The sequence below is a fragment of the Halostagnicola alkaliphila genome, from assembly GCF_055379965.1.
Genome location: NZ_AP043826.1, coordinates 2,831,297 through 2,855,324, shown reverse-complemented (window position 1 = coordinate 2,855,324; position 24,028 = coordinate 2,831,297). Strand labels below are relative to the sequence as shown.

Here is a 24,028-nt window from a genome sequence, read left to right as displayed (position 1 = left end):
CTCTCATCATCCTCGGTACATTACACCATCATGACCGCGATGAGAAGGACCCCGGAAATCCCAGCGACGATGCCGACTGCTTTAGCCAATTGTGGGCCCCACGAAACCGTTCGTTCGAGCGAGAGAACGAGCGCGATGATCGCCATCCAGAGGATGTTCATCGAGCCGGCAACGACCATGAACGCGAACAATGCCCAACAGCACCCCACACAGAAGAGGCTAAAGCGCAAACCCATACTCGCGGCACCGCGAATCCCGGGCCGATGGTAGGTCATCAGAAACCCGAACGGTGATCGACATTTATCGAGGCACTGGTATTTGTACGGCGATAGTTGGTATCCCCCGAGCAGTAGGAGTACGCCTCCGATGAGGAGCGGCCCGTGATTGCTTACTAGCGATACGAGTGGGACCAGCGCGTTGACTGCCAGTGGAATGAGGCCGGTGAGCGTCCAGACGAGTGTATACACCCCGAGCAACGCACTCAGCCTTGCGGCTTTTGCGGGTCTGGAGAGATCCTGCAGTGTCCCGTTATACAGCCGGAACAACGGCACCGTTGAGGGATACATCATGGCGACCATCATCGTCCCCCACATGAGCAGATAGAGCACGACGCCGATGGGACCCTGTCCAATCGCCATCGCTTCGGGGACGCCCGGGTCAGACATCTGCATATCCATCTCGCCTCCCGGCATTGGGACCCATCGCCAGAGGATTGCAATCCATGCACCGAGTACGAGCACGTACATGACGATGGCGATGAGCGGAAGCTGGCGGACGGTGAGGATTTGCTGTTCGGTCTTTCGTGTGGTCATACCGGGAAAGAAATATGTGGAGAACTCAGGTATTCGCCATTTCGAACTCACCGAAGTACGAGTTATTGCCGCCGACGTCCCACGAGAAGTCGTCATTGAAGGCAACGGTCGCTTCGGTCGTCTTGCCGATATTCGCTGTTTCGTCCGGCGGAATGAACGGGTGGGGGTATGCTGACCCCTGGCTATCGCCGAAGCCGACGCTTTTGTCGGTCTCGATCGAGACGATATCGCCCGCACTGAACGAGAGGTGGCCGTCCCCCGTTGAGTAGGATATCGGCACCACAACACTATCTTCGACAGTGTCGATCAGCGGCGCGGCGGCTTCAAACAACCCGCCTGCCTGGCCAGAGAAGATGGTTTCGAGTGCCTCCGCTTGCGCTTCATCAGCAGCCTCGTCGATCACGAGGACGACGTGCCACCCGCCGTCGAGAAGGATGCCGTCCTCCCAAACGAGCATCCCTGCTCCGAGCCCGTCTAGGGACACATCCTCGTACGCCCCTTCCTGGATATTCCAGAATCCGGCAAACGTACATTTGTCGTCGTCTGCTGGTTCGTACCACAGACACTGGCACGGGACCGAACAGTTGCACGCCTCGATGAAGTCGCCTTTGAGGTTCCAGTCTTGTGTCATTGGTATGCTCCTCGACCCCGTCACAATCCTCTTCAAAGCGAATTAGTCTCGTTGAGGGTCGGATGTGAGAATTCAACAAATAATTGCAAGTAGTTAACCAATGACGATCTGGCAGTCGCTGACGTTCGCGCAACCACTGAAGCGAGAAATTCAGCCTTCCGGAGGTACTGTTCAATCGATCCGTGCAGTCGAATGTTCATTTTAGCTCGCTACAACACGCTGGCGAGCGTCGGTTGGGACAGGCAATTTATGACAGTCGAAAAACTCTGAAACCGTCGCCTACGCCAGTTCATGGACTGTTTCTACCAATCGTATTATCGTCGTGTAAGAGCCCCCAATAGTTTTCGTGCTCCTTTGCGTACCCAAAACATGAGCCTTGATAGCATGGGTCACTATACTCCAGACTCGCCGATCGGTGACGTCGCGTATCTCGCGCGGTCAGAACACCGAATCCCGGCACTCGTTGCGCTCACAGAGCGTCCACGGAGTCGCTCCGAACTCTGCGAGGTGACTGGTGTTTCCTCGTCCACGATACGGCGGACGTTGAACGAATTCGAAGAACGGCTCTGGATCCGCAAAGACGGCTACCAGTACGTAGCAACCCGGCTAGGAGAGGCGATCGCATCCGGAACGGAAGACCTGCTCAACCGGGTCGAAACCGAGCGAAAGTTGCGTGACGTCTGGCACTGGCTCCCAGACGAGGTCAGCGAGTTCCCGATCGAGATCTGGTCAGAGCTGACTGTAACTGTTGCCGACCCCGATGTCCCATACGATCCGGTGAAGCGATTCGAGTCGCTTTTCAAAAAGACGACCTCGTTACGATATCTCCGGCCAGAAGTTGCTTTGATGGACCCCTGTTTTGACGTTCTCTGTCAACAGATCGATGACGACGTAGACGTAACGGTGATTGACCGACCGAACTGCCATATGTACTTTCTTTCGACGTATCCGGAGCGCAGTTCCGAGTTGTTGCAACAAGACAATTTCACGGTACTCGAACACGACGAATTACCGTCATATGGAATCGGTCTGCTTGACGAGTGCGTCACCATTAGCTGCTACGAGCAGGATAGTGGGGCGGTTCAGGCAGTAATCGATACCGACGTACCGGCGGTACGCGAGTGGGCGCTGTCGGTCTACGAACGCTACCGATCCGATGCTCGGCCGATTGAACCCCAGCAGTTCGTCGAATGACGCTACAAGTCCGACTTTTGACCTGATCGTGACGTGAAGTATGGAACGAGAAGCGGTTCGGTAACGATCAGCTCCAAATTGCAGTTGGTGAGCCGTTTTCAGGGTCTGCAGGAACGCGAGGAACTGCCGAAATATCACAAAATAGCTACTTTATCTTCGGCTTCGTAGCGTCTCTTGCGAGGAGGCAACATACCATGACTAACGATCCGCAGATCGCACACGGCATCGATCTCGAAACACTCGAGGGGTTTGCCGAACACGCAGCCAGCCATCCCGACGAGGTCCAGCTCGGCCTCCGAGCGTCCGCAACCTACGAGGGAACGGCCGCACACAGCCTGGCGAAGATCGACAGCTACGAGCTCGGCGGCGAGACGATCGCGCGTGAAACGCGCGAGTACACCCTTCCCTACGGCGGGTGGAAAGAAGTCCTCGACGCTGGTGGATGGGTCGGCGCGAGCGATCGGATGGAACCGATCGAAGTCGCGCTGTCGGCGTTGGCCGCCTGTATCAACGTCGGCATCACCATCAACGCCGCCGCCAACGGCGTGGACATCGACCACCTCCGGACGCGCGTCCGGACCGACTTCGATCCAGCGGTCCTCTTTAGTCTCGAAGAACTCAAAGAGTCCGACTCGGTCTTCGAGAATCTGACTGTCGAGGTCGAAATCGATGGTGAGGGCCTCGACGAGGATCTGATCGACGAGTGGGCGCGCCGAGCGCCTGTCTATACGCTCGTCTCGCTCGATCAAGATGTTGATATGACCGTCAACACGCCCGTGGAGGTGGCGGGCGACGACTAACGGTGAGCAACAATGAGTGATTCACTCGACACGGAGAAACTCGAACGCGAGGTCAAGTTGATGTACCAGGATGTCGCGGTGTCCACTGACGCCGAGTTCCACTTCGAGACGGGCCGTACCCTCACCGAGCGGCTCGGCTACGATCCGGACATCCTTACCTACGTTCCCGGCGAGGCGATCGATTCGTTCGCAGGCGTCGGCTACTACTTCGACATGGCGGCTCTCGAACCGCGCGAGAAGGTTCTCGACCTCGGTAGCGGATCGGGGATGGATGCCTTCTACGCCGCGATGAACGTCACCGAGACCGGGTCAGTCACGGGCGTGGACATGACTCCCGAGCAGGTTCAAAAAGCGAACGACCTCGCTGCGGACAACGGCTTCCACAACGTTACCTTCCGCGAGGGATACATCGAGGACCTCCCGTTCGAGGACGCGTCGTTCGACGCAGTGATTTCGAACGGCGTGATCAACCTCTCTGCGGAGAAGAGGCGTGTCTTCGAAGAAGCACATCGGGTACTCAAGTCGGGTGGACGGTTGGCCTTATCCGACATCATCAGCGAACGACAGCTGCCAGAGAGTATCAAGACCGATGCGGATCTCTGGGCGGCGTGTATCGGGGGGGCCGAGCAGGCCGATGACTACACGGGATTGATTGAAACTGCCGGCTTTGAGGTACTGGAATTCCAGGAGAATCCACAGTACGAGTTCGTCTCGGATCAGGCGGCGAACGCCTGCCAGAAATACGGCGTCAAGAGCATCTCGCTCAACGCCCGCAAACACTAACGAGAGACCATGACTAACGGAACCAGATTGATCGACGGGATATCGCGGAGAACAGCATTGCAAGCCAGCGCTGCCAACCTCGGTGTGGTCGGCCTGTCCGGGGCTGTCACCGCTCACGATGACGAGAACAACGATGTAAATGACGATCATGACGAGGTCGATCCCGAGGTTGACGAACCCGACGGGTTCGAGGTCGAGGTCGTCGGAGAGCACGCTACCTTCCCTGACGAGGTGGGTACAACGTTTGCGCTCATGTTTGATGGGGACGACGGCGGGACCATGGCATCACACCACACACTGAATGATACATCGACGCTCGTGGTCGCCGACGTGACTTGGACGCCTGGCGGAACGTCAGGCTGGCACCGACACCCTGGATCGGCGCTCGTCAATATCATTGAGGGGGAACTCGAAATCAGCTGGGAACGAGATTGCATCACCCGTACGTACACGGCAGGTGAGGGATTCTTCGATCCCGGAGAAGTTCACATCGCGGATAACGTGAGCGACGATGAGGAGGCGCGGGCGTGGGTGATCTTCCTCGGCATCCCCGACGGGGAGCCCGCGACGGAGTGGGTCGAACCCGTAGACTGTTGATGGATCAATCCAGCTTCAGTACCTAATTCTTGATCCGACAACGGACGTATCTCCACACGCTGCAGTCGCTGGGCGGGCGACTACGTGACCGATCGCCGTACCACAACCCATGCCGGATCAACACAGTTCCACGGAAGTTGGAACGGCGACGATCGTCTACGAGACACCCGAAGACGGTCGAGAATCCGTCACCGTCGACAACGACCGCATCGCCTACTTTCAGGACCACTGGCTGTTCGCCTACGGAACCGACGAGGACGGCAACGACATGGTGCGCCGGGTTCCTCACGGACGGGTTCACTACGTCGAACGATCCGTCGAAGAAATAGAGGAAACGTTCGAATCGACGCTCGAGAAAGCCAAAGACAAGATCGAAGACGTTCGGAGCTAAGAGCGTTCGCCCGTTGACTGGCGACCGGTCGGAACGTTCACAACCGCACAGACGAACCGATTGGTAACGGATGAACGACGGGCCACGGCTGCCGGGGGTCGAAGCCGTCGACGAAGAGGATCGGATCGTCCTTCACGTCGACGCGGACTGTTTTTACGCGTCCTGCGAGCGACTCAAAGAGCCCGAACTCGAGGGCGAACCCGTCGTCGTCGGCATGGGCTACGAAGCCGGCGAAACCATCGGTGCCGTCGCGACCGCGAGCTACGAAGCTCGCGAGTTCGGCGTCGAAAGCGCGCAGGCGATCTCGACCGCACTCGAGAAGCTTCCGCGGCGGGCTCTACTCGAGGACAATTCGGATGCGGAACCGGACGAGAACGCGAAGTCGGACGAGAACGCGGATTCAGAGGGGGATCTCGAGCCGGACGAAACCGGTCACTATCGCCAGGTCGACATGGACTACTACGAGTCGGTCGCCTCGGAGGTGCGGGAGATCCTCCACGACTCCGCCGAGGTCGTTCGAGAGGTCAGCATCGACGAGGCCTACCTCGACGTGACCGACAGAACCGCCTGGGAGGTCGCGGACGGCTTCGCCCGCCACGTCAAGGGACGCATCGAACGCGAGGTCGGCGTCACCGTCAGCATCGGCGTCGCGCCGACGATGAGCGCCGCCAAAATCGCCAGCGATTTCGATAAGCCCGACGGGTTGACTGTCGTTCGACCCGGCGAGATTGAGTCGTTCCTAGCCCCGCTCGAGGTCGAGTTGCTCCACGGCGTCGGCCCCGTGACGGCTCGCGAGCTTCGAAGCATGGGCCTCGAGTCCGCTGGCGATGTTGCGGCCGCCGATCCGAAGCCGCTCGAGGAGCGTTTCGGCGAGCGTGGTCGGGAACTCTACGAGCGCGCTCGGGGCGAAGACGATAGGCGCGTCGAACCTCGAGGGGAGCCAAAGAGCTTCTCACGGGAATCGGCGTTCGCGGAGGCCGTCGAGGAGCCGGGACCGAAGTACGAACTGATCGAGACGCTCGCCGCCGCGGTCGCGGACCGGGCGACTCGAGAGGGTGCGCTCTACCGAACCGTCGGGGTAAAAGCGGTTCTCCCGCCGTTCGACGTGAACACGCGCGAGCGGTCGCTTTCCGGACCGGTCGACGACCCGGAACTCGTCGACCGGATCGCTCGGGACCTGTTCACCGAGTTCGAGACCGAGCCGGTTCGAAAGCTCGGGGTTCGCGTCGCGAACCTCGAGTTCACGGGTGCCGACCAGGCGAGTCTGGACGGGTGGGATGGCGTGGGGGGCGGTGGGACGACGGAGCCGGCTGACGATTCGATGGAAGCAGATAGCGAATCGGCGGAATCGAGGAACGATAACTCGGCTGAGGACGAATCTGGACTCGAGCACTCAAGCGAGCCGACGACGATTACTGATGAGTGGCAAGCGGAGGATGAACCGGACGGATCGGACGAGACCCTCGAGTCTTCGTCGGAATCCGACGGCCTGCCGACGGGACAGTCGTCGCTCAACGATTTTGGTTCGCGATAACAGGGTTGTCGACAGGAGCTACCGAACCGCGACCCGGCGAGTGCGTTTTCGTCGCGAGTCCGCTGTCGGTGGATGACCGTTCTTCACAAAACCTTTGCTGTTGGTTGTAAAACACGTCTGCAATGAACGCCCGAACGTGGGCTCCGCAGGCAGTTCCTCTGCTCAAGGCCCTCGCGATTCTGGCCGGGATGCTCGTTCTCGTTCCGGCGGTCGGAGTTACCCTCGGAGCACCGCCCGGAACCGACGGAACGATGTCCTACTTCCTCTCGAGGGGGCTGTGGTGGGGCGGCGTCGTCGCGTTTTTCTATTACGTGTTCGCGACAAAAGAATCGTCCGCTGACGGCTCGTAGTCGTCCTCGATTCTCCAGCTGTCGGCCGATATAACGCAGATGCTGTGCGATCGAATCCAGCAAGCTATTTCAGCGTCCGGCGGTCGGTATTGGGTATGGACTCGGCCTGTGGCCCGCCACCGAAAATGGCCGAACGGCGCGAGGAGTTGACGCCCATGATGGGCCAGTATCACGACCTCTGTGCGCGCTACGACGACGCGATCGTTCTCTTTCAGGTCGGCGACTTCTACGAAACGTTTTGCGGTGCCGCCGAGCGAACCGCCCGGCTCCTCGAGTTGACGCTTACGAGCCGCGAAGACTCGACGGGAGAGTACCCGATGACCGGCGTTCCGGTCGACAACGCGGCCTCCTACATCGACGAACTGCTCGAGGCTGGCTACCGCGTCGCCGTTGCAGATCAAGTCGAAGAGCCCGGAGAGTCACCCGGCGTGGTCGAACGCGCCGTCACGCGCGTTATCACGCCCGGAACGCTCACCGAGGACGAACTGCTCGCAAGCGACGACAACAACTTCGTCGCCGCGCTCGCTCGAGACGAAGAGACCGTCGGACTCGCCTTCCTCGACGTGTCGACCGGCGACTTCCTCGCCACGAGCTCGACCTCGAGCGACGCGATATCGGACGAGGTGAGTCGGTTCGAGCCCGCCGAAGCCATCGTCGGGCCTGCGGTCGACGACGCGCTCACTCCGGAGGGGTGCATGGTCACTCCCTTCGACGAATCGGTGTTCGAGCGCCAACGCGCCGCCGAGATGCTCGCCGAGTACTTCGGCGATCCCGACTCGTTGCTCGCGGGAGATGCGGAAGTCCGGGCTTGCGGAGCCTTACTCTCCTACGCGGAGTACGCTCGAGGCGGCGTCGACGAGCAGGACAGCAGCGAGAAGGGCGTTGACAAGGAGGATTCCGACGAGATCGACTCCGCCGGGATGATCGAAACCGGCACCCAGACGACCCGCCTCGAGTACCTCACCCACCTCACACGGTACGATCCCCGGGAGTACCTCCTGCTCGACGCCGTCGCGCTGCGAAGCCTCGAGCTGTTCGAACCCAGAGCTGTCTACGGCAGAGAGGAAGCCACGCTGTTCGGCGTCCTCGACGAAACCTCGAGCGCGCTCGGCGGCCGGAAGCTTCGCGATTGGCTTCGCCGGCCACTGCTCGAGCCCGCCCAAATAGACGCCCGACTCGACGCGGTCGAGGAGCTGACTGGAGCCGTCCAGACCAGAGAAGAACTACAGGAGCTGCTTCGGGACGTCTACGACCTCGAGCGGCTCATCGGACGGATCTCCCGAGAACGGGCGAACGCCCGGGATCTCCGCTCGCTTCGGGATACTCTCGCGGTAATTCCCGAAATCCGCGACCAGCTCGAGGCCGCCGAAGCGGACTGCGATCGACTGGAGACGCTCCAGGAGAACCTCGACCCGCTCGCGGACGTCCGGGAACGAGTCGAGACCGGGATCGTTTCCGATCCGCCGATCGAGATCACCGAGGGCGGCGTCATCGCGGAGGGCTACGACGACGATCTTGACCGACTCCGCGCGACCGCTCGAGACGGCAAGCAGTGGATCGACGACCTCGAGGAAAGCGAACGCGACCGAACCGGGATCGACTCCCTTTCGGTCGGCTACAACTCAGTCCACGGCTACTATATCGAGGTCACGAACCCGAACCTCGAGGCGGTACCAGAGAACTACCAGCGCAGACAGACGCTGAAGAACTCCGAACGGTTCGTCACGCCGGAGCTGAAGCAACGAGAGGACGAGATCGTCGGTGCCGAAGAACGCGCCGACGAGCGCGAGTACGAACTGTTCTGCGAGATTCGGCGAGAGATCGCCGACGAAGTCGAACGCGTCCAGGGGCTCGCAGAGGCCGTCGCGACCCTCGACGCGCTCGTCTCGCTCGCGACCGTCGCGGCTCAGTACGATTACTGCCGGCCCGAGGTGCTCGAGCGAGGCGAGGAGCAGGTGCTCGAGATCGACGGCGGCCGTCACCCCGTCGTCGAGCGCACCCAGGAGTCGTTCGTCCCCAACGGGGCCCAATTCTCGAGCGACCGCCGATTGGGGATCATCACGGGTCCGAACATGTCCGGGAAATCGACGTACATGCGACAGGTCGCCCAGATTGCGCTCCTCGCCCAGGTCGGGAGCTTCGTTCCCGCGAAGTCCGTTCGGCTCACGCCGCTCGAGCGGATTTTTACCCGCGTCGGCGCGAGCGACGACATCGCCGGCGGGCGCTCGACGTTCATGGTCGAGATGGACGAGCTCGCGACGATCCTCGAGGAAGCCGACGAGCGCTCGCTGGTCCTGCTCGACGAAGTCGGGCGCGGCACCTCCACGGCCGACGGGCTCGCCATCGCGCAGGCGATCACCGAGCACCTCCACGACGAGGTCGGTGCGACGACGCTCTTTGCGACCCACCACCATCCGCTGACCGAACTGACGCGCGACCTCGAGGCCGCGTTCACGCTCCACTTCGAAACGACGCAGGAAGACGGCGAGGTCGTTTTCCACCACGATATCGCCCCCGGCGCGGCCGACGGCTCCTACGGCGTCGAGGTCGCGACTGCCGCGGGCGTCCCCGAGGACGTGGTCGCGCGCTCGCGGGAACTCGTCCTCGAGGCGGAATCCGATAGTCTCGAAGGCGGCTCTCAAGCGGATGCACTCACGCCCGACTCTTCGACTGGGGCCTCACCAGCAACGACGGACGGCGGTGAACACGCGACCGACGCTAGCTTCTCGCGGGAATCGGGTCTCGAATCTGTGAAGGGTGACGTTCCTGCAGAGGACGACGTTCCGTCCGACCTCGTCACGGAACTCCGCGCACTCGATCTCGCACACCTCACACCGGTGCAGGCGCTGACCGAACTGGATCGGTTAAAGCAGTTGCTCGAGGAGTGACCGCTATCGTTCGGACGCTTCGACCGCCGGAAGCGTGAACGAGAAGGTAGTTCCCTCATCGGGTTCGGAGTCGGCCCAGATCTCGCCGCCGTGGCGCTCGACGATGCGTTGGGCGAGTGCGAGCCCGATTCCCGTCCCCGGGTGTTCCTCTCGGCTGTGTAGACGTTCGAACACCTCGAAAATACGGCTCGTCTCGTCGGGATCGATACCGATTCCTTCGTCCCGAACCGAAATCGTCCACATCGAATCGGACCGTTCCGCAGAGAGATGCACGTCGGGCGGCTCGTCGCCGCTGTACTGGAACGCGTTGGACAGGAGATTCTGCAGGAGTTGGCGCAACTGTTCGGGATCGCCCTCGACTCGAGGTAACTCCTCGACGGTGATCTCGGCGTCGTGGTCCTCGATCTGGAAGTGAAGGTCGTCGAGAACGTCCTCAGTAACGCGCTCGAAGTCGACAGGTACGAGCGGTTCGCCGCGGGTTTCGACTTTCGAATACTCGAGTAAGCTCTGTATCATCGCCCGCATTCGATCCGCGCCGTCGACGGCGAACTCGAGGAATTCCTCGCCGTCTTCGTCGAGCGCATCACTGTACCGACGTTCTATCAGCTGGAGGTAACTCGAGACCATCCGAAGCGGTTCCTGGAGGTCGTGAGAAGCGGAGTAGGCGAACTGCTCGAGACGTTCGTTCGAGCGCTTGAGCGATCGTTCGCGTCGAACTCGATCGCTGATGTCTCGGAAGTAGACCGAAATCCCGGTTTCGGACGGGTAGATATTCGCCTCGACCCAGAACTCGAGCGTATCGTAATAGAGTTCGTAACTGGTCGGCACCTGCTCGTCTCGCGCCGTCTGGAAGGCGTCCCAGACCTCGTCTATCTCGGCCGCAGAGGGGAACACGTCCCAGAGGTTCTCGCCGAGCAGTTCCTCCTCCGAGTGCTGGAGGAGCTCTTCCGCGCGTTCGTTGACGTGGGTGAATCGAAACTCGTCGTCGAGGGCGTAGAACGCGTCCGAAACCCGGCCCAGGATTTCCGTGAACTCGGCCTCGAGACGTTTTTGTTCGGTGATGTCGGTAAAAGCGAAGATGGCGCTTCTGTCGTCGTCGATTCGCAACGGCGAACCGTTGACGGATATCCAGACGCGTTGCCCGTCGGGTTGGCGCAAACCGAGTTCCACGTCGAAGATCGACTCTCCTGTGGCCAGCACCTGCTCGAAGGGGGTTTCGTCTGCCGAAAGCGCCTCCCCGTCCGTATCGACGAGATCCCAGCGAGAATCGTCGTGGGAGTACGCCTCGAGTTCTTCTCGACTGCGATCGTAGATTTCCTCCGCGCGCTCGTTGGCGAATCGAAGGGTTCCATCGGCACCGACGACGACGATTCCCACCGGACTCGTCTCGACGAGTTGCTCTCTGAGCTGCTTTTCCGCTTCGAGCCGTCGTTCGGTCTCTCTGTTGTCAATAGTCGATGCGAGAACGTTAGAGACGTTTCGAATGAAGTTACTATCGTGTTCGGTGAACGATCGTCGCTCCGTCGTATGCACCCCCAGCACTCCCCACGGGTCGTCGGACGAACCGATGACGACGCTCATCCCGCTGACAACGTCGTGATCGACGAGCAAGTCGGGACCGGAAAACCGTTTCTCGGAAGCGAGGTCATCCACGACGACCGGTTTGTCGGTCCGAAGCGTATACCCGGCCTGCGATCCGGTCCCCGTCGGTACCGTCGCGGTGCCGACGAGCCCCTCCTCCCAACCGACTCCGTGGCATAATAGGAGTTCGTTCCCTCCCGGACGCAACTCGAGGACCTTGCAGTACTCCGCGTCGAGCGTTTCGGCGACGACATCCGTCGCGTCCTGTAGTAGTCGGTCGAGTTCGTCGGTCTCGAGGGCTTGTTGTCCAAGTTCGACGACCATTTCCTGTTGGTGAATTCGGTCGTGAAGCTCCGCGTCTGTTTCAGAAGTCGAACCCATTCTTCGACCGCTAATAGTGAGCGACGTGTAAACCCTTCCGTTGCTGAGTCCTCACTCAATTGCACTTACCGCTTGACGTGAGAGTAGCTGTGCGAACGAGTTTTCCACCTTCGGTTCGTACGACCTCGCATGCCAAAACTCGCAGAAGAGGAGTGCGTCGCCTGTACAAGCGACGACGACCCGCTCACCGGCGAGGGAATCGAGGAACTGTACGGCCGAATCGACACCGACGTCTGGGATGTCGTCGACGAACACCACCTCGAGGGAACCTACGCCTTCGAGGACTTTCGCGACGCTCTCGAGTTCACCTATGATATCGGCGAACTCGCGGAGGAAGAATGGCACCATCCGGATATCGAACTCTCGTGGGGCGAAGTGGTCGTCGAGATGTGGACGCACAAGATCGACGGCCTCCACAAGAGCGACTTCGTGATGGCCGCGCGGATGGATCGAATTCACGAGGAGTACGCGCCGACCGACGACTCCGAGGACGGGGAGTAGTCAGGTCGACCACCGCTCTTTTTCAGGCCAATCGATCCAGCGCGTGCCACCGCACGGAGAACGTCACGCAGTACTCGTCGGCTCGAGCGGAACGAATTCGAGGCCGTGCTCGCCGAGCAGCCCGTCAGCCCGATCCGTTACGGAGGGGGCGACCAGAATACCCCGGATCGACGCGTCGGCGTGCAGATCGCGCTCGAGGGCGTCGACGTACCGTCGCAACTGACTCACGGCGTCGGGGCCGACCCGGCGTCGCTTGAGCTCCACGACGACCGCGCGCCCGACCGAATCCTCGCCGTAGATGTCGATCGCACCCGCCGGCGTATCGCGCTCGGTCGCCAGCGGTCGAAAGCCGGGCTCGAGCAGGCCGGGATCCTCGAGGATCCGCTCGCGGAGGTCCTCCTCGGTGCCGACGAGGGTGAGTTCGCTCGAGTCCGACACCGGAAAGACCGAGACTTGGAGGACCGTTTCGAACGCGACCAGTAGCCGCTCCTCGGGCGTCGAACGGTGACTCTCGAGGTGGAGTTCGTCGCCGTCACAAAACGCTTCGTGGGTACACCCAGGAGGCTGCCAATTGACCGGCTTCTGGCCCTCGTCGGTGTGGACCAGCGTGGTTCCGTCGGGTTTACACATGACGTGTCGATCGCCGGCGTCGAGTTGGCTCGAGGCCCGGCCGTCGTAGTCGACGGTACACCGGCCGAAGATCGTCACGAGGGCGTCTCGAGCGATACCGTCCGCGATCGTTTCGCAGGCGGTCTCGAAGGAGGGCTGCTCGAGGGTTATCGGGGCTGTGTGATCGGAGGCCGTCACTGAAACGGCATAGACCGTAGCCGGGTAAAAACAACTCGACACGAACGCGGATCGAGTGCGAGCGCGGACCCCGCCGGTGTGCGTTTCGGTGATGGAGAAGTCTTATACTGGTTTGGACCCGCGAGCTAGTACTTATGCCAGCCGATCAGAACCGTCGTCGGTTTCTCCAACTCACTGGAACGGGCCTTACGGCGTCCATCGCCGGTTGTTCTGAGGCGTTTTCGATCGGAAGCGATGACGAGGGCGACGGATACGTTACGGCGATCGTCCAGCCGTCCCAAGAGGAGTTCGAGGCCGCGATAGACGAAGAGATGAGCCAGGAAGAGCTCATCCAGCAGGAACGCGAACTCTTCGAAGAAGCCGTCGAGGGGTTCGAATCTCGAGTCGACGACTCCACGATAACCGTCGAAGAGTCGTCGGAAGATATCGGCCTCTTTCTGATCGACGGCGCTCCCGAAGCGATTCTCGACGGCCTCGTGAACGGGAACGTCTTCACGTTGTACGACGGCGGTGCGTACGAGATTCTGTTAGCACAGAACCAGGGCGGGCAACAGGAGCCGCCGACCGAGGAAGACCTCGAGGGCGGTCAAGACGGGGATGGCGAAGACGGGGATGGCGAAGACGGGGATGGCGAAGACGGGGATGGCGACGAAGACGAGGACAGCGAAGATGACGAATCGGATGGAGACGAGGACAGCGAAGACGGCGGGAACGACGAACCCGAGGACGGCGACGAAAGCGACGAGTAAAGGCGACCGTTCGAACGACTCCCCCTCGAGTCGGCTGTGACCGCTCCTCAACACGAGGACGGCCTCCCCCGTCGTCTCTCGCCTCACTTTTAGCGACGATTGCGATCTCTCTCTCACGCGGAGTCGACGGCGAACGGGCTATCGCGCTCGGCCCAGTCCCAGCCCGGAATGCGTTCTTGAAACCCCGCGGCGAGCGCCGCCTCGAGATCGTCGACGCCCGCGTTTTCGTCGCTCGAGCCCTGAACGTGGACGTCCGCGTAGTGAAACGTCGCCTCGCCGAGCGTGCGCAGCGGTTGCGTTCCCGAGATCGTCGCCGCCAGTTCGCGCCCGAGCAGTTCGTCGACGACGAAACCGGGATAATCGTTCTCGACGTCGAGATCGCGCAGAATAGCGACCATCGCCGCGACGTTGACCGCAAGATCGCCGTCGGCAAAAATCGTGTCGACCTCCGCACGATATTGGTCCTCCGTGACGTGATCGACGTCGGTGTCGAATTGCTCTCCGAGATCGTCTCGAACCTCGTTAATCGTCGGAACGACGGTTCCCGCTTGTGCTCGCACCCAGTCTCGTTCCTCGACGACGCGGGCCGGTGTGAGTTCCATACCGTCGGTTCGTGACGAACTGCCCTCATCTTTGCGAAGGCTTTTATACCACGCACGGAATAGCCTCGGGTAAGCGGGTTCTCCCTGGAATCTTCCCGCACGGACCAGGATAACCGATCTGGGAGCGTACTCAGTACGAAGACGGACTGTACCCGAGCTACCTATCGATGTCGTGAGATGCTACGGATGACAGCCCCCGTTTGGGGCGGTACTTCGATACCATCGACGGATTCGATACGAACGACCGTTCTCGGGAACAGGAAACCGCCCTGACTCCCCGCTTTCCGTCGGCCGTTCACGCAATCACATTCGGCGATTATGAGCACTGTAGAGCAGCAACTCGACGATTTGGAAGAACAGATCACGAGCGAGTTACCGGCAGATATCTCGGTCTCCTCGGTGAAATACGAAGGCCCCGAACTGGTAGTCTATACGCGCGATCCGAAGAAGTTCGCTCAGAAAGGCGACCTCATTCGACAACTCGCGAGTAAACTTCGAAAACGGATCACCGTCCGACCCGATCCGAGCGTCCTCTCGAGACCCGACGAGGCTCGAGAGGAGATCATGAGCGTCATTCCCGAAGAGGCGGGAGTTACCGACCTCGATTTCCACGCGGACACGGGCGAGGTCGTCATCGAAGCCCAGAAGCCGGGCATGGTAATCGGCCGGCACGGCTCGACGCTTCGCGACATCACGAAAAACGTCGGCTGGACCCCGGAGGTCGTTCGCACGCCGCCGATCGAGTCCTCGACGGTATCGAACGTTCGAAACTTCCTCAAGCAAGAACGCGACGAGCGCCGGGACGTTCTCGAACGCGTCGGCAGACAGATCCACCGCGAGGAGATGTCCGACGACGAGTACGTCCGGATCACCACGCTCGGGTGCTGTCGAGAGGTCGGTCGTGCGTCCTTTATCCTCTCGACGCCCGAGACGCGCATCCTGATCGACTGCGGCGACAAACCCGGTGCCGAAGGCGAAGTGCCGTACCTCCACGCGCCCGAAGCCCTCGGCGCCGGCCCGCAGACGATCGACGCCGTCGTGCTGACTCACGCCCACCTCGATCACTCCGCACTGATCCCGCTTCTGTTCAAATACGGCTACGACGGCCCGATCTACTGTACGGAACCGACGCGGGATCTGATGGGGCTTCTCACGCTCGACTACCTCGACGTCGCCACGAAGGAAGGGCGCACGCCACCGTACGAGTCCGAGATGGTCCGCGAGGCGATCAAACACTGCATCCCGCTCGAGTACGGCGATGTCACCGACATCGCACCGGACGTCAAACTCACGTTCCACAACGCGGGTCACATTCTCGGTTCGGCCGTTTCCCACTTCCACATCGGCGACGGCCTCTACAACGTCGCGTTCTCCGGCGACATTCACTACGACGACACGCGCCTGTTCAACGGCGCGACCAACGACTTCCCGCGGGTCGAAACGCTCGTCCTCGAGTCGACCTACGGTGGTCGAAACGATTACCAGACCGACCAGGAGGAGTCAGAAGAGAAACTCAAGGAGGTCATCAACGAGGCAGCCGACCGCGACGGGAAAATCCTCATCCCGGCGTTCGCGGTCGGGCGATCCCAGGAGATCATGCTCGTCCTCGAGAAGGCGATGCGCGAGGGCGAAATTCCGCAGATGCCGGTCCACCTCGACGGGATGATCTGGGAGGCGACGGCGATTCACACGACCTACCCTGAATATCTTCGCGACGACCTTCGGGATCGGATCTTCCACGACGACGAGAACCCGTTCCTCGCCGAGGAGTTCAACCACATCGACGGTGGCGAAGAGGAACGTCAGGACGTCACCGACGGCGACTCCTGTATTATCCTCTCGACTTCCGGTATGGTCACCGGCGGTCCGATCATGTCCTGGCTGAGCCACCTCGGTCCCGATCCGGATTCCTCGCTCGTCTTCGTCGGCTACCAGGCACAGGGAACGCTCGGCCGACGAATTCAGAACGGCTGGGACGAGATCCCGACCAGCGAGGTCGGCGCGATGGGCGACGGAAACGGACGCGGCACGCTCTCGCTCAATATGAACGTCGAAACTGTCGACGGGTTCTCGGGCCACGCCGACCGCCAGGGCCTAGAGGACTTCGTCGACACGATGAACCCGCGCCCGGAGAAGGTCCTCTGTGTCCACGGCGACGAACGATCCACGCAGGATCTCTCCTCCGCACTGTATCACGAGTACAACATGCGTACGTTCGCGCCGAAAAACCTCGAGACGTTCCGCTTCCTCTAGGTCCGGAGTCGCAGTTCGACACTGCCTGCAGTCGTTTTCGACCCGGTTCAGATTCACGTCGCAACCGACTCCACTTTCCTCCGAATCGCGACCCCGAACTGAATCAAGCGTGTTTTCCGCTTCGGGATGGTACCCTCTCCGTGAGCTATTGTGAGTTGCCGGAGGCTGAGTGCTGAGTGATACCGGTCTGGTTCGTCTACGCGCTGTTGACCGCGGTCGTCTACGCGGCGATTGCGCTCTTGGCAAAAGTCGTCAGCGGGACCGAGATCGACGACCCGATCACGATGACGATCTACTCTTGCGTACCGTTCTACGCCGTCTACATCGCGGCCGGCCTGCTACTCGAGCCGACGACGATTTCGGGTATCGCCGTCACCGATCCGACGCCGCTGTCGGCGGTGCTCACGGCGATGGCCTTCGGCGTCGTTTCGACGGTCGGCTACGGCATCTACTATTGGGGCCTCGTCAGCGGCGACGTCTCGCGGTTCGTTCCGGCCCTGGCCGTCGAGACGATATTCGTGCTTGCACTCGGCTTCTTGCTCCTCGAGGAGTCATTTCCGGCGGGCGTCTACGGGGGCGTCCTGCTCGTGGTTTTTGGGGCGTTGTTCATCTCTTACGAGCACGGGGGCGGATCGCTTCGCGGCACCGTCGGCCCGTCGACGATCGGCGTCGCGGTGGCCGCCGCGGCCGCCTTCGCCGTCCTCAATACGGGAATGAAAGTTCTCACCACCGAGTTCGGGACCCTCGGGATCCTCTTCTGGATCAGCGTCGGCGGGTTAGCCTCGCTCGTCGCGATTGCGCCGTTTCGCGAAGGGGCTCGGTTCCGGCCAGCCACGGGCTCGAGCGATCCGCTATTCTGGCGGCTCTCGAGGGGGACCTCGCTTCTGGTCGTCGGCGGTCTGTTGAACGCCGTCGCGTTATTGACGTTCGTTCGGGCGCTCGAGACCGGACCCGTTTCGCTCGCGACGGCGATCACCAAACTCGACGTGATGCTCGTTTTCGTCGGGTCGCTGTCGTTGAGCAAGTTGACACCCGAACTACTCACCGAACGGTTCGATCCCTTCACGTTAGCTCAGAAGGGGACGGCGTCGCTGCTGATTCTGTCCGGTTGCGTGTTGATCCAGTTCGGCTCCGGATAGCTCCCGTTACCGACGAGTGTTGCCAGTTTGATCGACGACTGCTCCCGATTCCGGCCTCCGATGGAAACCCTTCTACGGATACCTCGACTGTCACTATCGTTACACGACTGCCACTGTCATTATCATTGGCAATCTATTAATTGCCGTTGGAAGTTGCTGTTGGCATCCTTGCCTTTTTAATGATTCTCCTACCGACGGGGTTCCTTATGGTCCAGTGCGATGTACACTAAAGCGGTTCGAACGACGTGATTCGAAAATGATCGGTGCTGAGTTCGGTTTCGTGCTCGCCGCTGGGATTTTTACGGCCATCGTCTGCGGCGTCGGAGCCGTTCCAGTCTTTTTCGTCGACGAAATCGGCGATCGGCTCACGGTCGTCCTGTGGGGGTTCGCTGGTGGAGTCATGCTGTTCGCATCAGTGTTCGGATTCGTGTTTGAGGGGCTCGTGGTAGGGACGGCCGTTCAGGTCGGCGTCGGCCTTCTCATCGGCGTCGCGATCGTGATCGCGGCCGATCGAGCGATAAGCGGGTACGAATTTGCACCGAGAGAGATGGCGGCCGCCGATTTCAAGAAGCTCGTATTCATCGTCGGCATCCTCACCGTTCACAGCTTTCCGGAGGGCGTCGCACTCGGCGTGGCGTTCGCCGACCTCGGAATCGAGGGCGATCTCGTCGTCGGCGGTCTCGTTGTTCCCTCCCTCGCGATCTTTATCACCGTCGCGATATCCGTCCAGAATCTCCCCGAAGGGCTGGCCGTCGCGATCCCGCTAAAGACCTTCGGCGTCCCGAACGCCCGAATCTTCGGGTGGGCCATCTTCTCGAGCATCCCCCAACCCATTGGGGCCGCCATCGCATACGCGTTCGTCACTTCCGCCCGCGAATTTCTCCCGTACGGGTTCGGGTTCGCCGCTGGTGCGATGATCTACCTGGTCCTACACGACATCTTTCCCGACGCTCTCGAGCAAGGCCACGATGCCGGCCTCGCTCGCGGCGGGCGATTCGAACTGACCGTTGGAATCGCGACGGGCGTCGCGCTCATGCTTCCAATCATGTTGTTAACCGAATAGTGCGGCGGCCAAAAATTTCGACTGTTCGAAACGGCTGTCGATCGGTCAGGACAGCTGTTTCGACAGCCACTCGAGGTTCGTCGCGATGGCCGCAATGACGATCGCACCGACCGAGATCAGAATCAGGAACGTCGAGACGACGCTCACCATCGGATCTAACGCCTGACGAATTTCGGTCCAGGCCAGGACCGGGATCGTCTCCGTGTTCGGCGTCGAGAGGAACAGCGCCATCACGAACTCCTGGAGACTGATGATAAAGGCGAGCAACGCGCCCACGAATATCCCGTGTTTTACGTTCGGAAGGACGACTTGGACGAACGACTGGATCGGACCAGCACCCAGATCGTGTGCCGCGTCTAGTTGTTGCCAGTCGAATCGGCTGAACACCGACCGCATGACGAAGTAGACGAGCGGTGTCGCCCACAGGGTGTGTGCGAGGATGATACTCGCGTAGGAGCCTCGAAGGCCGACCTCATTGAAGTACATCAACAGCGTGATCCCGAGGATAACCGGCGGAATCAAAAGCGGGATGAGCACGAGCGGTGCCAGGAGCTTTCCGAAGGATCCGCCCTCTATCTCCTGTCCGAACGCGCCCATCAGGCCGAGGGCGGTTGCGGCCAAAGCGGTCCCGAAGCCGACGATGAGACTGTTCGTGAACGCGTTGAGCCAGCGGATGCTCTCGAAGAACTCCCCGTACCACACGAGCGAGAAACTATCCGGCGGGAAGGCGATCCGTCCCGATCCGGAAAACGAGGTCACGATGACCACGAGCAAGGGGAGTAGCATGAATACCAGCAACGCCAGGTATCCGGCGCGGAACGCCACGTTTTCGAACGTTTCTCTATGCAAGTTCGAAGTCACCTCCGAAGCGGTTGAGGACCGTAAACAACACGCCGATACAGACGAGCATCAGCACGAGCATCACGACCGAGAACGCGGCCGCAAGCGGATACCGGAGCCCCGAGAGCATCAGGCCCTCGACTTGCATCGCAAAGGAGATGCTGTTCGAGAGCAAATCCGGCGCGGCGTAGGCGCCGACGCTCCAGGCGAAGGAGATGACCGCCGCGACGATTATGCCGGGCATCACCTGTGGCACGACTACTTCAAGAACGGATCGCGGTCGACTCGCGCCGAGATCGCGCGCGGCTTCGACGACGTGCCAGTCCATCGTCGCCATCACGCTGTAAATCGCGAGCACGGCGTAGGGGAGAACGATGTACGTTTGACCGATGATGACCCCCGCAGTACTCGGGACGATCTGAATCGGACTCCCGATGAGGTTCAACGAGAGGAGTATCTCGTTGACGGTCCCTGTCGGCGAGAGCAACGGCTGAAACGCGTACGTCCGGATAACCAGCGTCGTCAGCAGCGGGAGCACTACTGAGAACAACAGCAGTGTCTTCACGAGGCCGTCGGATCGCCAGATAGCATACGCATAGAAGATGGCGATCACGACGGTGACCACCGTGACTGCGATTCCAAGCATGAACGAGTAGCCGACGATGCTCCGTAACAGGCCGGACGTAAAGACATCTACGTACGCCTGAAGCGTCCACGTTCCCTCGGCGTACACCAGATCGGACGATTCCTCCGCGAAACTGATTCGCAACAGGATGAAAAACGGAACGACGAAGACCAGCAACTCGAAAACGATCAGCGGTGCCATCAATAAGAGCGCTCGATTCGATCTGGACTGGTCGGTGATCGATCCCCAGACCGACGCGAGCGAACCCGGGAGAGACGAATTCGTCTCGGACATGTTACAGTGAGACCCTCGTTCCGTCCGCGCGGAACGCCAGAACGTCCGCGCCGTTCCAGTCGATACGGATGTCGTCCCCGGCGGTTAGCGCGTCGGTACTCGCTCCCGTTCGTTCGACGAACATCGTCGTACCCTCGCTCGAGACGGAGTATCGAACCGTCGAGCCGCGATAAAGGACGTTCTTGACGGTTCCGATCACCGCGTTCGTCGTGCTTCCGTCCGCGAGCACCGTCTGACCGCCGTCGGACTGGACGCTCACCGGCTGATCGATCGAGAGGATTTCCGGCCGAAGCGAGAGCGTCAGTTCGGCTCCTTCGGCGATGTCAGGTTCGTGGTCTGCCGGAAGAACGATCTCCCGACCAAGCTCGGTTTCGACGTGGACGGTTTCGGCGGTCGTTCGGTCGACCGTGCCGTCGATAAAGTTCGTATCGCCGAGGAACCCTTCGATGAAGTGGTTCTTCGGGTTCTCGTAGACTTCGTTCGGACTGCCGACCTGGATCAGATTCCCGTCAGCCATGATTCCGATCCGGTCGGCTAACGTGAAGGCCTCGTCCTGGTCGTGAGTCACGTGGACGAACGTCTCCTCTAGATCCTCGTGGATCTCTCGAAGCTCGATCTGCATGTCCTCGCGGAGCCGTTTGTCGAGGTTCGAAAGCGGCTCGTCGAGCAATAGGACGTCGGGATTGACCGCGAGCGAACGCGCGAGCGCGACTCGCTGTTTCTGGCCCCCACTCAAGTTCGTCGGATCCTCGTCGTCGTAGCTTCCCATCTGGACGCGCTCGAGCATCGCTCGAGCGCGTTCCTCGCGTTCTTCAGTCGCTACGCCGCGCATCTTCAGGCCGAAGGCGACGTTCTCGAGGACCGACTTGTGCGGAAAGAGCGCCCAATCCTGGAACACAGTAGAGGTGTTTCGCTCGTAGGCCGGCCGGTCGGTGACGTCGTCGTCGCCGATGGAAATCTCGCCATCGGTCGGCGTCTCGAGGCCGGCGATCATTCGAAGCGTGGTCGATTTGCCACTGCCGCTCGGTCCGAGCAAACACAGTAGCTCGCCGTCGTTGATTTCGACCGAAACGTCTTCGACGGCAGTTGTCTCCCCGTACTGTTTCTCGAGTTCGCTCAGCGTGATTTCTGTCATTGGTTGCTGGTATCGGTTATCGGCGTCTAGGAGCTCTGCTGGATGCTCGAGATTTCGTCGGAGAGGTTGTCGTCGTGGTCGGCGAGGTACTCCCAGTCGGGGAACGCGATGTTCTCCGCTTCCTCGGTCGTGGTCGGGAGGTCCTCCTCCATACCGTCGGCGTAGTCGACGTTCTGGTTGCTAAACGCCAGCGGCGCCTCTTCGGACCACTCCGATTGAACCTCAGCATCCATGAGGAAGTTGATGAACTGTTCCGCTTCGTCCCGTCTATCGGTGCCGCTGACGACGCTCCAGTTGTTGAACCAACCGGTGGTCTCTTCGGGCATCGTGTGGGTCAGCCCGTCGTAGTCGTCGATGACGTTCTCGGTCTGGTCGTAGTACCACTGTGCGACATCGATCGTTCCGTTTTCGAACGCCTGCCAGATGTCTTCGCCGGAGCTGGCCCAACTGTCGACCTCCCAGTCCTCGACCTCCTCGAGGACGTCGTCGTGGAGGTCCTCGTCGTGCATCTCCCCGGCACCGTCTTCTTCGTCCATGCCGAGTGCGGCGGCGTACAGTGGGTACCACCAAAAGCCGGTATCGACGCCGATTCCGCCGCCGTCCTGAACGGCGTCGGAGGAAAGGTCGCCCCAGCTGTCGGGGTCGATATCCATATCCTCGCGGTGGATGATCGTACACGGCGCGCCGTCGATCGGCATGCCGTACTCCGGATCGCGAATCTCCGTGTAGAAGTCGATCAGTTCGTCGGCGTTGGGAACGTTCTCCTCGCGGATCGGCTCGAAGAGATCATCCTGCCGACCGTAGTAGTAAAAGTTCCCTTCCGCGACGGTCACGTCGAACGGCGGGTCGTCGTCCGGTGCCGACTGGATGTCGGTGAGGATCTCGTCCCAACCGCGCTGGACGTCGAGTTCGGCGTCGTATTCGTCTTCGTACAACGGTACGACGCTTTCTTCGAAGTGATCGGCGTAGTTCCCGCTCCAGACGCTGACACGCAGCTGGTCGGTACTGCCGAGTAGCTCCGCACACCCCGCGAGAGCCGTTACCGAACCCACTGCCGTAGCCGACAGTAAACGGCGTCGAGACGTCGTTTCACCTCCAGATACAGTTGATGACACTAACTCCGACTCGGATTCATTAGCTGCGACGTTTCGGTGTCGGTCTGCACCCATGGTAGGAAGCCTTACCCGGACTCATACATTTAACCGTTGTGAAGTCTGGAGAGCACACAGACGAACGAATTGGGTTCTGAGATCGGTCAAAAACGCCCGAACTCGATTCGGTCGAACAAAATACCGTCATTAGGGTCGTTACGGGCCATACTGGTAATACTCGAGGAATGCGCCCATTCACAAGTTGACCTCCCTCACACTCGACTCTAACAATTCGTTACCGCTTCGAACGCCGGTCACTATTTTCGGCATCCATTTTCGCTTCCCACCGCTCGTCGTGAACGACCGCGTCGCGTTCGAGTCGCTCGCGCCAGCCCGCCGTCTGAAGAACCGGTTCGTTGGGGAATCCGTCTTCGGGATACCCCAGACAGAGATAGGCGATCGGCTTGACGTGGGGCGGTATCTCGAGCAACTCCCGCAGTTCGGAGGGGTAGAGAACGCTCACCCAACCCACGCCGACGCCTTCCGCTCGAGCCGCGAGCCAGAGGTTCTGGACGGCTAGACACGTCGAGTAGACGTCGGTGCGTTTCATCGAGCTCCGGCCGAGAACGTGGGGCGCACCCCGCGTCGGATCGCAGGTCACGCAGATGTTAATCGGGGACTCGAGAATACCCTCGAGTTTGAGCGCGGCGTACTCGGACTTTCGAGGTTCCTTGTAGCCCGCTTCGGCGGCCGCGATTGCTCGATCCGCGATCGATTTCACGCCCTGCTTCGTCTCCTCGTCGCTGATCACGATCAGGTCCCACGGCTGGGAGAAGCCGACACTCGGTGCGTGGTGAGCGGCATCGATGAGCCGCTCGAGGACCGGATCGGGAATCGGCTCGTCTCGAAACCGACGGATGTCCCGTCGGGCGTAGATCGCTTTGTAGACGGCCTCGCGATCGGCGTCCGTGAATTCAACCATCTCTT

At 60.7% G+C, this 24,028-nt stretch carries 23 protein-coding genes; 13 read left to right on the top strand and 10 right to left on the bottom strand.

What is annotated here, in order from left to right:
- Positions 1–20 precede the first annotated feature (20 nt).
- Both ACZ5C7_RS19540 and ACZ5C7_RS19535 read right to left on the bottom strand, forming a co-directional pair.
- On the bottom strand, positions 21–812 hold the full coding sequence (locus ACZ5C7_RS19540; protein ID WP_464377929.1) for a DUF2182 domain-containing protein: 792 nt from the start codon (positions 810–812) through the stop codon (positions 21–23).
- 25 nt (positions 813–837) lie between these two features.
- Positions 838–1,443, bottom strand: coding sequence for a DUF1326 domain-containing protein (locus tag ACZ5C7_RS19535; protein WP_464377928.1), 606 nt, complete (start codon positions 1,441–1,443; stop codon positions 838–840).
- A 369-nt stretch (positions 1,444–1,812) separates the two neighbouring features.
- On the opposite strand from ACZ5C7_RS19535, the gene ACZ5C7_RS19530 reads away from it, so the two are divergent.
- From ACZ5C7_RS19530 to mutS, 8 genes are all read left to right on the top strand, one after another.
- Positions 1,813–2,637: a helix-turn-helix transcriptional regulator gene (locus tag ACZ5C7_RS19530; RefSeq protein WP_464377927.1), complete on the top strand. Its 825-nt coding sequence runs from the start codon at positions 1,813–1,815 to the stop codon at positions 2,635–2,637.
- A gap of 194 nt (positions 2,638–2,831) precedes the next feature.
- Positions 2,832–3,437 carry an OsmC family protein gene (locus tag ACZ5C7_RS19525; RefSeq protein WP_464377926.1) on the top strand — a complete coding sequence of 202 codons (606 nt, stop codon included), beginning with the start codon at positions 2,832–2,834 and terminating at the stop codon, positions 3,435–3,437.
- 12 nt (positions 3,438–3,449) lie between these two features.
- Complete coding sequence (locus ACZ5C7_RS19520; RefSeq protein WP_464377925.1) at positions 3,450–4,220, top strand: methyltransferase domain-containing protein; 771 nt, start codon at positions 3,450–3,452, stop codon at positions 4,218–4,220.
- Positions 4,221–4,229: 9 nt separating this feature from the next.
- A complete protein-coding gene (locus tag ACZ5C7_RS19515; protein WP_464377924.1) occupies positions 4,230–4,817 on the top strand; it encodes a cupin domain-containing protein in 588 nt (195 codons plus the stop codon).
- Between the two features lie 109 nt (positions 4,818–4,926).
- Entirely contained in the window at positions 4,927–5,208 is a 282-nt protein-coding gene (locus ACZ5C7_RS19510; RefSeq protein ID WP_464377923.1) for a hypothetical protein, read from the top strand.
- A 70-nt stretch (positions 5,209–5,278) separates the two neighbouring features.
- Positions 5,279–6,742, top strand: coding sequence for a DNA polymerase Y family protein (locus ACZ5C7_RS19505; protein ID WP_464377922.1), 1,464 nt, complete (start codon positions 5,279–5,281; stop codon positions 6,740–6,742).
- Between the two features lie 122 nt (positions 6,743–6,864).
- A complete protein-coding gene (locus ACZ5C7_RS19500) occupies positions 6,865–7,092 on the top strand; it encodes a hypothetical protein (protein WP_464377921.1) in 228 nt (75 codons plus the stop codon).
- Between the two features lie 95 nt (positions 7,093–7,187).
- The gene (mutS, locus tag ACZ5C7_RS19495; RefSeq protein WP_464377920.1) at positions 7,188–9,980 is read left to right on the top strand and encodes a DNA mismatch repair protein MutS; all 2,793 of its coding nucleotides are present in this window, start codon (positions 7,188–7,190) and stop codon (positions 9,978–9,980) included.
- 3 nt (positions 9,981–9,983) lie between these two features.
- On the opposite strand, the gene ACZ5C7_RS19490 is transcribed toward mutS, so the two are convergent.
- Positions 9,984–11,942 (bottom strand): ATP-binding protein, encoded by a 1,959-nt coding sequence (locus tag ACZ5C7_RS19490; protein ID WP_464377919.1) that lies wholly within the window; start codon positions 11,940–11,942, stop codon positions 9,984–9,986.
- Between the two features lie 129 nt (positions 11,943–12,071).
- Here ACZ5C7_RS19490 and ACZ5C7_RS19485 point away from each other — a divergent pair, with 129 nt between their 5' ends.
- Positions 12,072–12,443 (top strand): 4a-hydroxytetrahydrobiopterin dehydratase, encoded by a 372-nt coding sequence (locus ACZ5C7_RS19485; RefSeq protein WP_464377918.1) that lies wholly within the window; start codon positions 12,072–12,074, stop codon positions 12,441–12,443.
- A gap of 63 nt (positions 12,444–12,506) precedes the next feature.
- On the opposite strand, the gene nucS is transcribed toward ACZ5C7_RS19485, so the two are convergent.
- Complete coding sequence (gene nucS, locus ACZ5C7_RS19480; RefSeq protein ID WP_464378481.1) at positions 12,507–13,223, bottom strand: endonuclease NucS; 717 nt, start codon at positions 13,221–13,223, stop codon at positions 12,507–12,509.
- 161 nt (positions 13,224–13,384) lie between these two features.
- Between nucS and ACZ5C7_RS19475 the strand changes: the two genes are divergently transcribed.
- A complete protein-coding gene (locus ACZ5C7_RS19475) occupies positions 13,385–13,999 on the top strand; it encodes a hypothetical protein (protein ID WP_464377917.1) in 615 nt (204 codons plus the stop codon).
- A gap of 113 nt (positions 14,000–14,112) precedes the next feature.
- On the opposite strand, the gene ACZ5C7_RS19470 is transcribed toward ACZ5C7_RS19475, so the two are convergent.
- Complete coding sequence (locus ACZ5C7_RS19470; RefSeq protein ID WP_464377916.1) at positions 14,113–14,601, bottom strand: hypothetical protein; 489 nt, start codon at positions 14,599–14,601, stop codon at positions 14,113–14,115.
- A gap of 318 nt (positions 14,602–14,919) precedes the next feature.
- On the opposite strand from ACZ5C7_RS19470, the gene ACZ5C7_RS19465 reads away from it, so the two are divergent.
- The 3 genes from ACZ5C7_RS19465 to ACZ5C7_RS19455 all read left to right on the top strand — a co-directional run bounded on the left by ACZ5C7_RS19465 (position 14,920) and on the right by ACZ5C7_RS19455 (position 19,056).
- Entirely contained in the window at positions 14,920–16,854 is a 1,935-nt protein-coding gene (locus ACZ5C7_RS19465) for a beta-CASP ribonuclease aCPSF1 (RefSeq protein ID WP_464377915.1), read from the top strand.
- Positions 16,855–17,030: 176 nt separating this feature from the next.
- Positions 17,031–17,993: an EamA family transporter gene (locus ACZ5C7_RS19460; RefSeq protein WP_464377914.1), complete on the top strand. Its 963-nt coding sequence runs from the start codon at positions 17,031–17,033 to the stop codon at positions 17,991–17,993.
- 256 nt (positions 17,994–18,249) lie between these two features.
- The gene (locus ACZ5C7_RS19455) at positions 18,250–19,056 is read left to right on the top strand and encodes a ZIP family metal transporter (RefSeq protein ID WP_464377913.1); all 807 of its coding nucleotides are present in this window, start codon (positions 18,250–18,252) and stop codon (positions 19,054–19,056) included.
- Positions 19,057–19,101: 45 nt separating this feature from the next.
- Here the strand turns inward: ACZ5C7_RS19455 and ACZ5C7_RS19450 are convergent, their stop codons facing one another.
- The 5 genes from ACZ5C7_RS19450 to bluB form a co-directional block, all read right to left on the bottom strand.
- Positions 19,102–19,905, bottom strand: coding sequence for an ABC transporter permease (locus tag ACZ5C7_RS19450; protein WP_464377912.1), 804 nt, complete (start codon positions 19,903–19,905; stop codon positions 19,102–19,104).
- Positions 19,898–20,815, bottom strand: a complete 918-nt coding sequence (locus ACZ5C7_RS19445; protein WP_464377911.1) for an ABC transporter permease — start codon at positions 20,813–20,815, stop codon at positions 19,898–19,900. Before ACZ5C7_RS19445 ends, ACZ5C7_RS19450 begins: the two co-directional genes overlap by 8 nt.
- Before the next feature lies 1 nt (position 20,816).
- Positions 20,817–21,950, bottom strand: coding sequence for an ABC transporter ATP-binding protein (locus tag ACZ5C7_RS19440; protein WP_464377910.1), 1,134 nt, complete (start codon positions 21,948–21,950; stop codon positions 20,817–20,819).
- Positions 21,951–21,976: 26 nt separating this feature from the next.
- Positions 21,977–23,119 (bottom strand): ABC transporter substrate-binding protein, encoded by a 1,143-nt coding sequence (locus tag ACZ5C7_RS19435; protein ID WP_464377909.1) that lies wholly within the window; start codon positions 23,117–23,119, stop codon positions 21,977–21,979.
- A 217-nt stretch (positions 23,120–23,336) separates the two neighbouring features.
- A complete protein-coding gene (bluB, locus tag ACZ5C7_RS19430) occupies positions 23,337–24,023 on the bottom strand; it encodes a 5,6-dimethylbenzimidazole synthase (RefSeq protein WP_464377908.1) in 687 nt (228 codons plus the stop codon).
- Positions 24,024–24,028: the final 5 nt, after the last annotated feature.

Coding starts and splice junctions, on each gene's coding strand:
- mutS (WP_464377920.1), top strand. CDS start 7,188: ATGGACTCGGCCTGTGGCCCGCCACCGAAAATGGCCGAACGGCGCGAG.
- ACZ5C7_RS19440 (WP_464377910.1), bottom strand. CDS start 21,950: ATGACAGAAATCACGCTGAGCGAACTCGAGAAACAGTACGGGGAGACA.
- ACZ5C7_RS19465 (WP_464377915.1), top strand. CDS start 14,920: ATGAGCACTGTAGAGCAGCAACTCGACGATTTGGAAGAACAGATCACG.
- ACZ5C7_RS19470 (WP_464377916.1), bottom strand. CDS start 14,601: ATGGAACTCACACCGGCCCGCGTCGTCGAGGAACGAGACTGGGTGCGA.
- ACZ5C7_RS19445 (WP_464377911.1), bottom strand. CDS start 20,815: ATGTCCGAGACGAATTCGTCTCTCCCGGGTTCGCTCGCGTCGGTCTGG.
- ACZ5C7_RS19435 (WP_464377909.1), bottom strand. CDS start 23,119: ATGGGTGCAGACCGACACCGAAACGTCGCAGCTAATGAATCCGAGTCG.
- ACZ5C7_RS19510 (WP_464377923.1), top strand. CDS start 4,927: ATGCCGGATCAACACAGTTCCACGGAAGTTGGAACGGCGACGATCGTC.
- ACZ5C7_RS19475 (WP_464377917.1), top strand. CDS start 13,385: ATGCCAGCCGATCAGAACCGTCGTCGGTTTCTCCAACTCACTGGAACG.
- ACZ5C7_RS19490 (WP_464377919.1), bottom strand. CDS start 11,942: ATGGGTTCGACTTCTGAAACAGACGCGGAGCTTCACGACCGAATTCAC.
- ACZ5C7_RS19500 (WP_464377921.1), top strand. CDS start 6,865: ATGAACGCCCGAACGTGGGCTCCGCAGGCAGTTCCTCTGCTCAAGGCC.
- ACZ5C7_RS19520 (WP_464377925.1), top strand. CDS start 3,450: ATGAGTGATTCACTCGACACGGAGAAACTCGAACGCGAGGTCAAGTTG.
- ACZ5C7_RS19535 (WP_464377928.1), bottom strand. CDS start 1,443: ATGACACAAGACTGGAACCTCAAAGGCGACTTCATCGAGGCGTGCAAC.
- bluB (WP_464377908.1), bottom strand. CDS start 24,023: ATGGTTGAATTCACGGACGCCGATCGCGAGGCCGTCTACAAAGCGATC.
- ACZ5C7_RS19455 (WP_464377913.1), top strand. CDS start 18,250: ATGATCGGTGCTGAGTTCGGTTTCGTGCTCGCCGCTGGGATTTTTACG.
- ACZ5C7_RS19505 (WP_464377922.1), top strand. CDS start 5,279: ATGAACGACGGGCCACGGCTGCCGGGGGTCGAAGCCGTCGACGAAGAG.
- ACZ5C7_RS19515 (WP_464377924.1), top strand. CDS start 4,230: ATGACTAACGGAACCAGATTGATCGACGGGATATCGCGGAGAACAGCA.
- ACZ5C7_RS19485 (WP_464377918.1), top strand. CDS start 12,072: ATGCCAAAACTCGCAGAAGAGGAGTGCGTCGCCTGTACAAGCGACGAC.
- ACZ5C7_RS19525 (WP_464377926.1), top strand. CDS start 2,832: ATGACTAACGATCCGCAGATCGCACACGGCATCGATCTCGAAACACTC.
- ACZ5C7_RS19530 (WP_464377927.1), top strand. CDS start 1,813: ATGAGCCTTGATAGCATGGGTCACTATACTCCAGACTCGCCGATCGGT.
- ACZ5C7_RS19540 (WP_464377929.1), bottom strand. CDS start 812: ATGACCACACGAAAGACCGAACAGCAAATCCTCACCGTCCGCCAGCTT.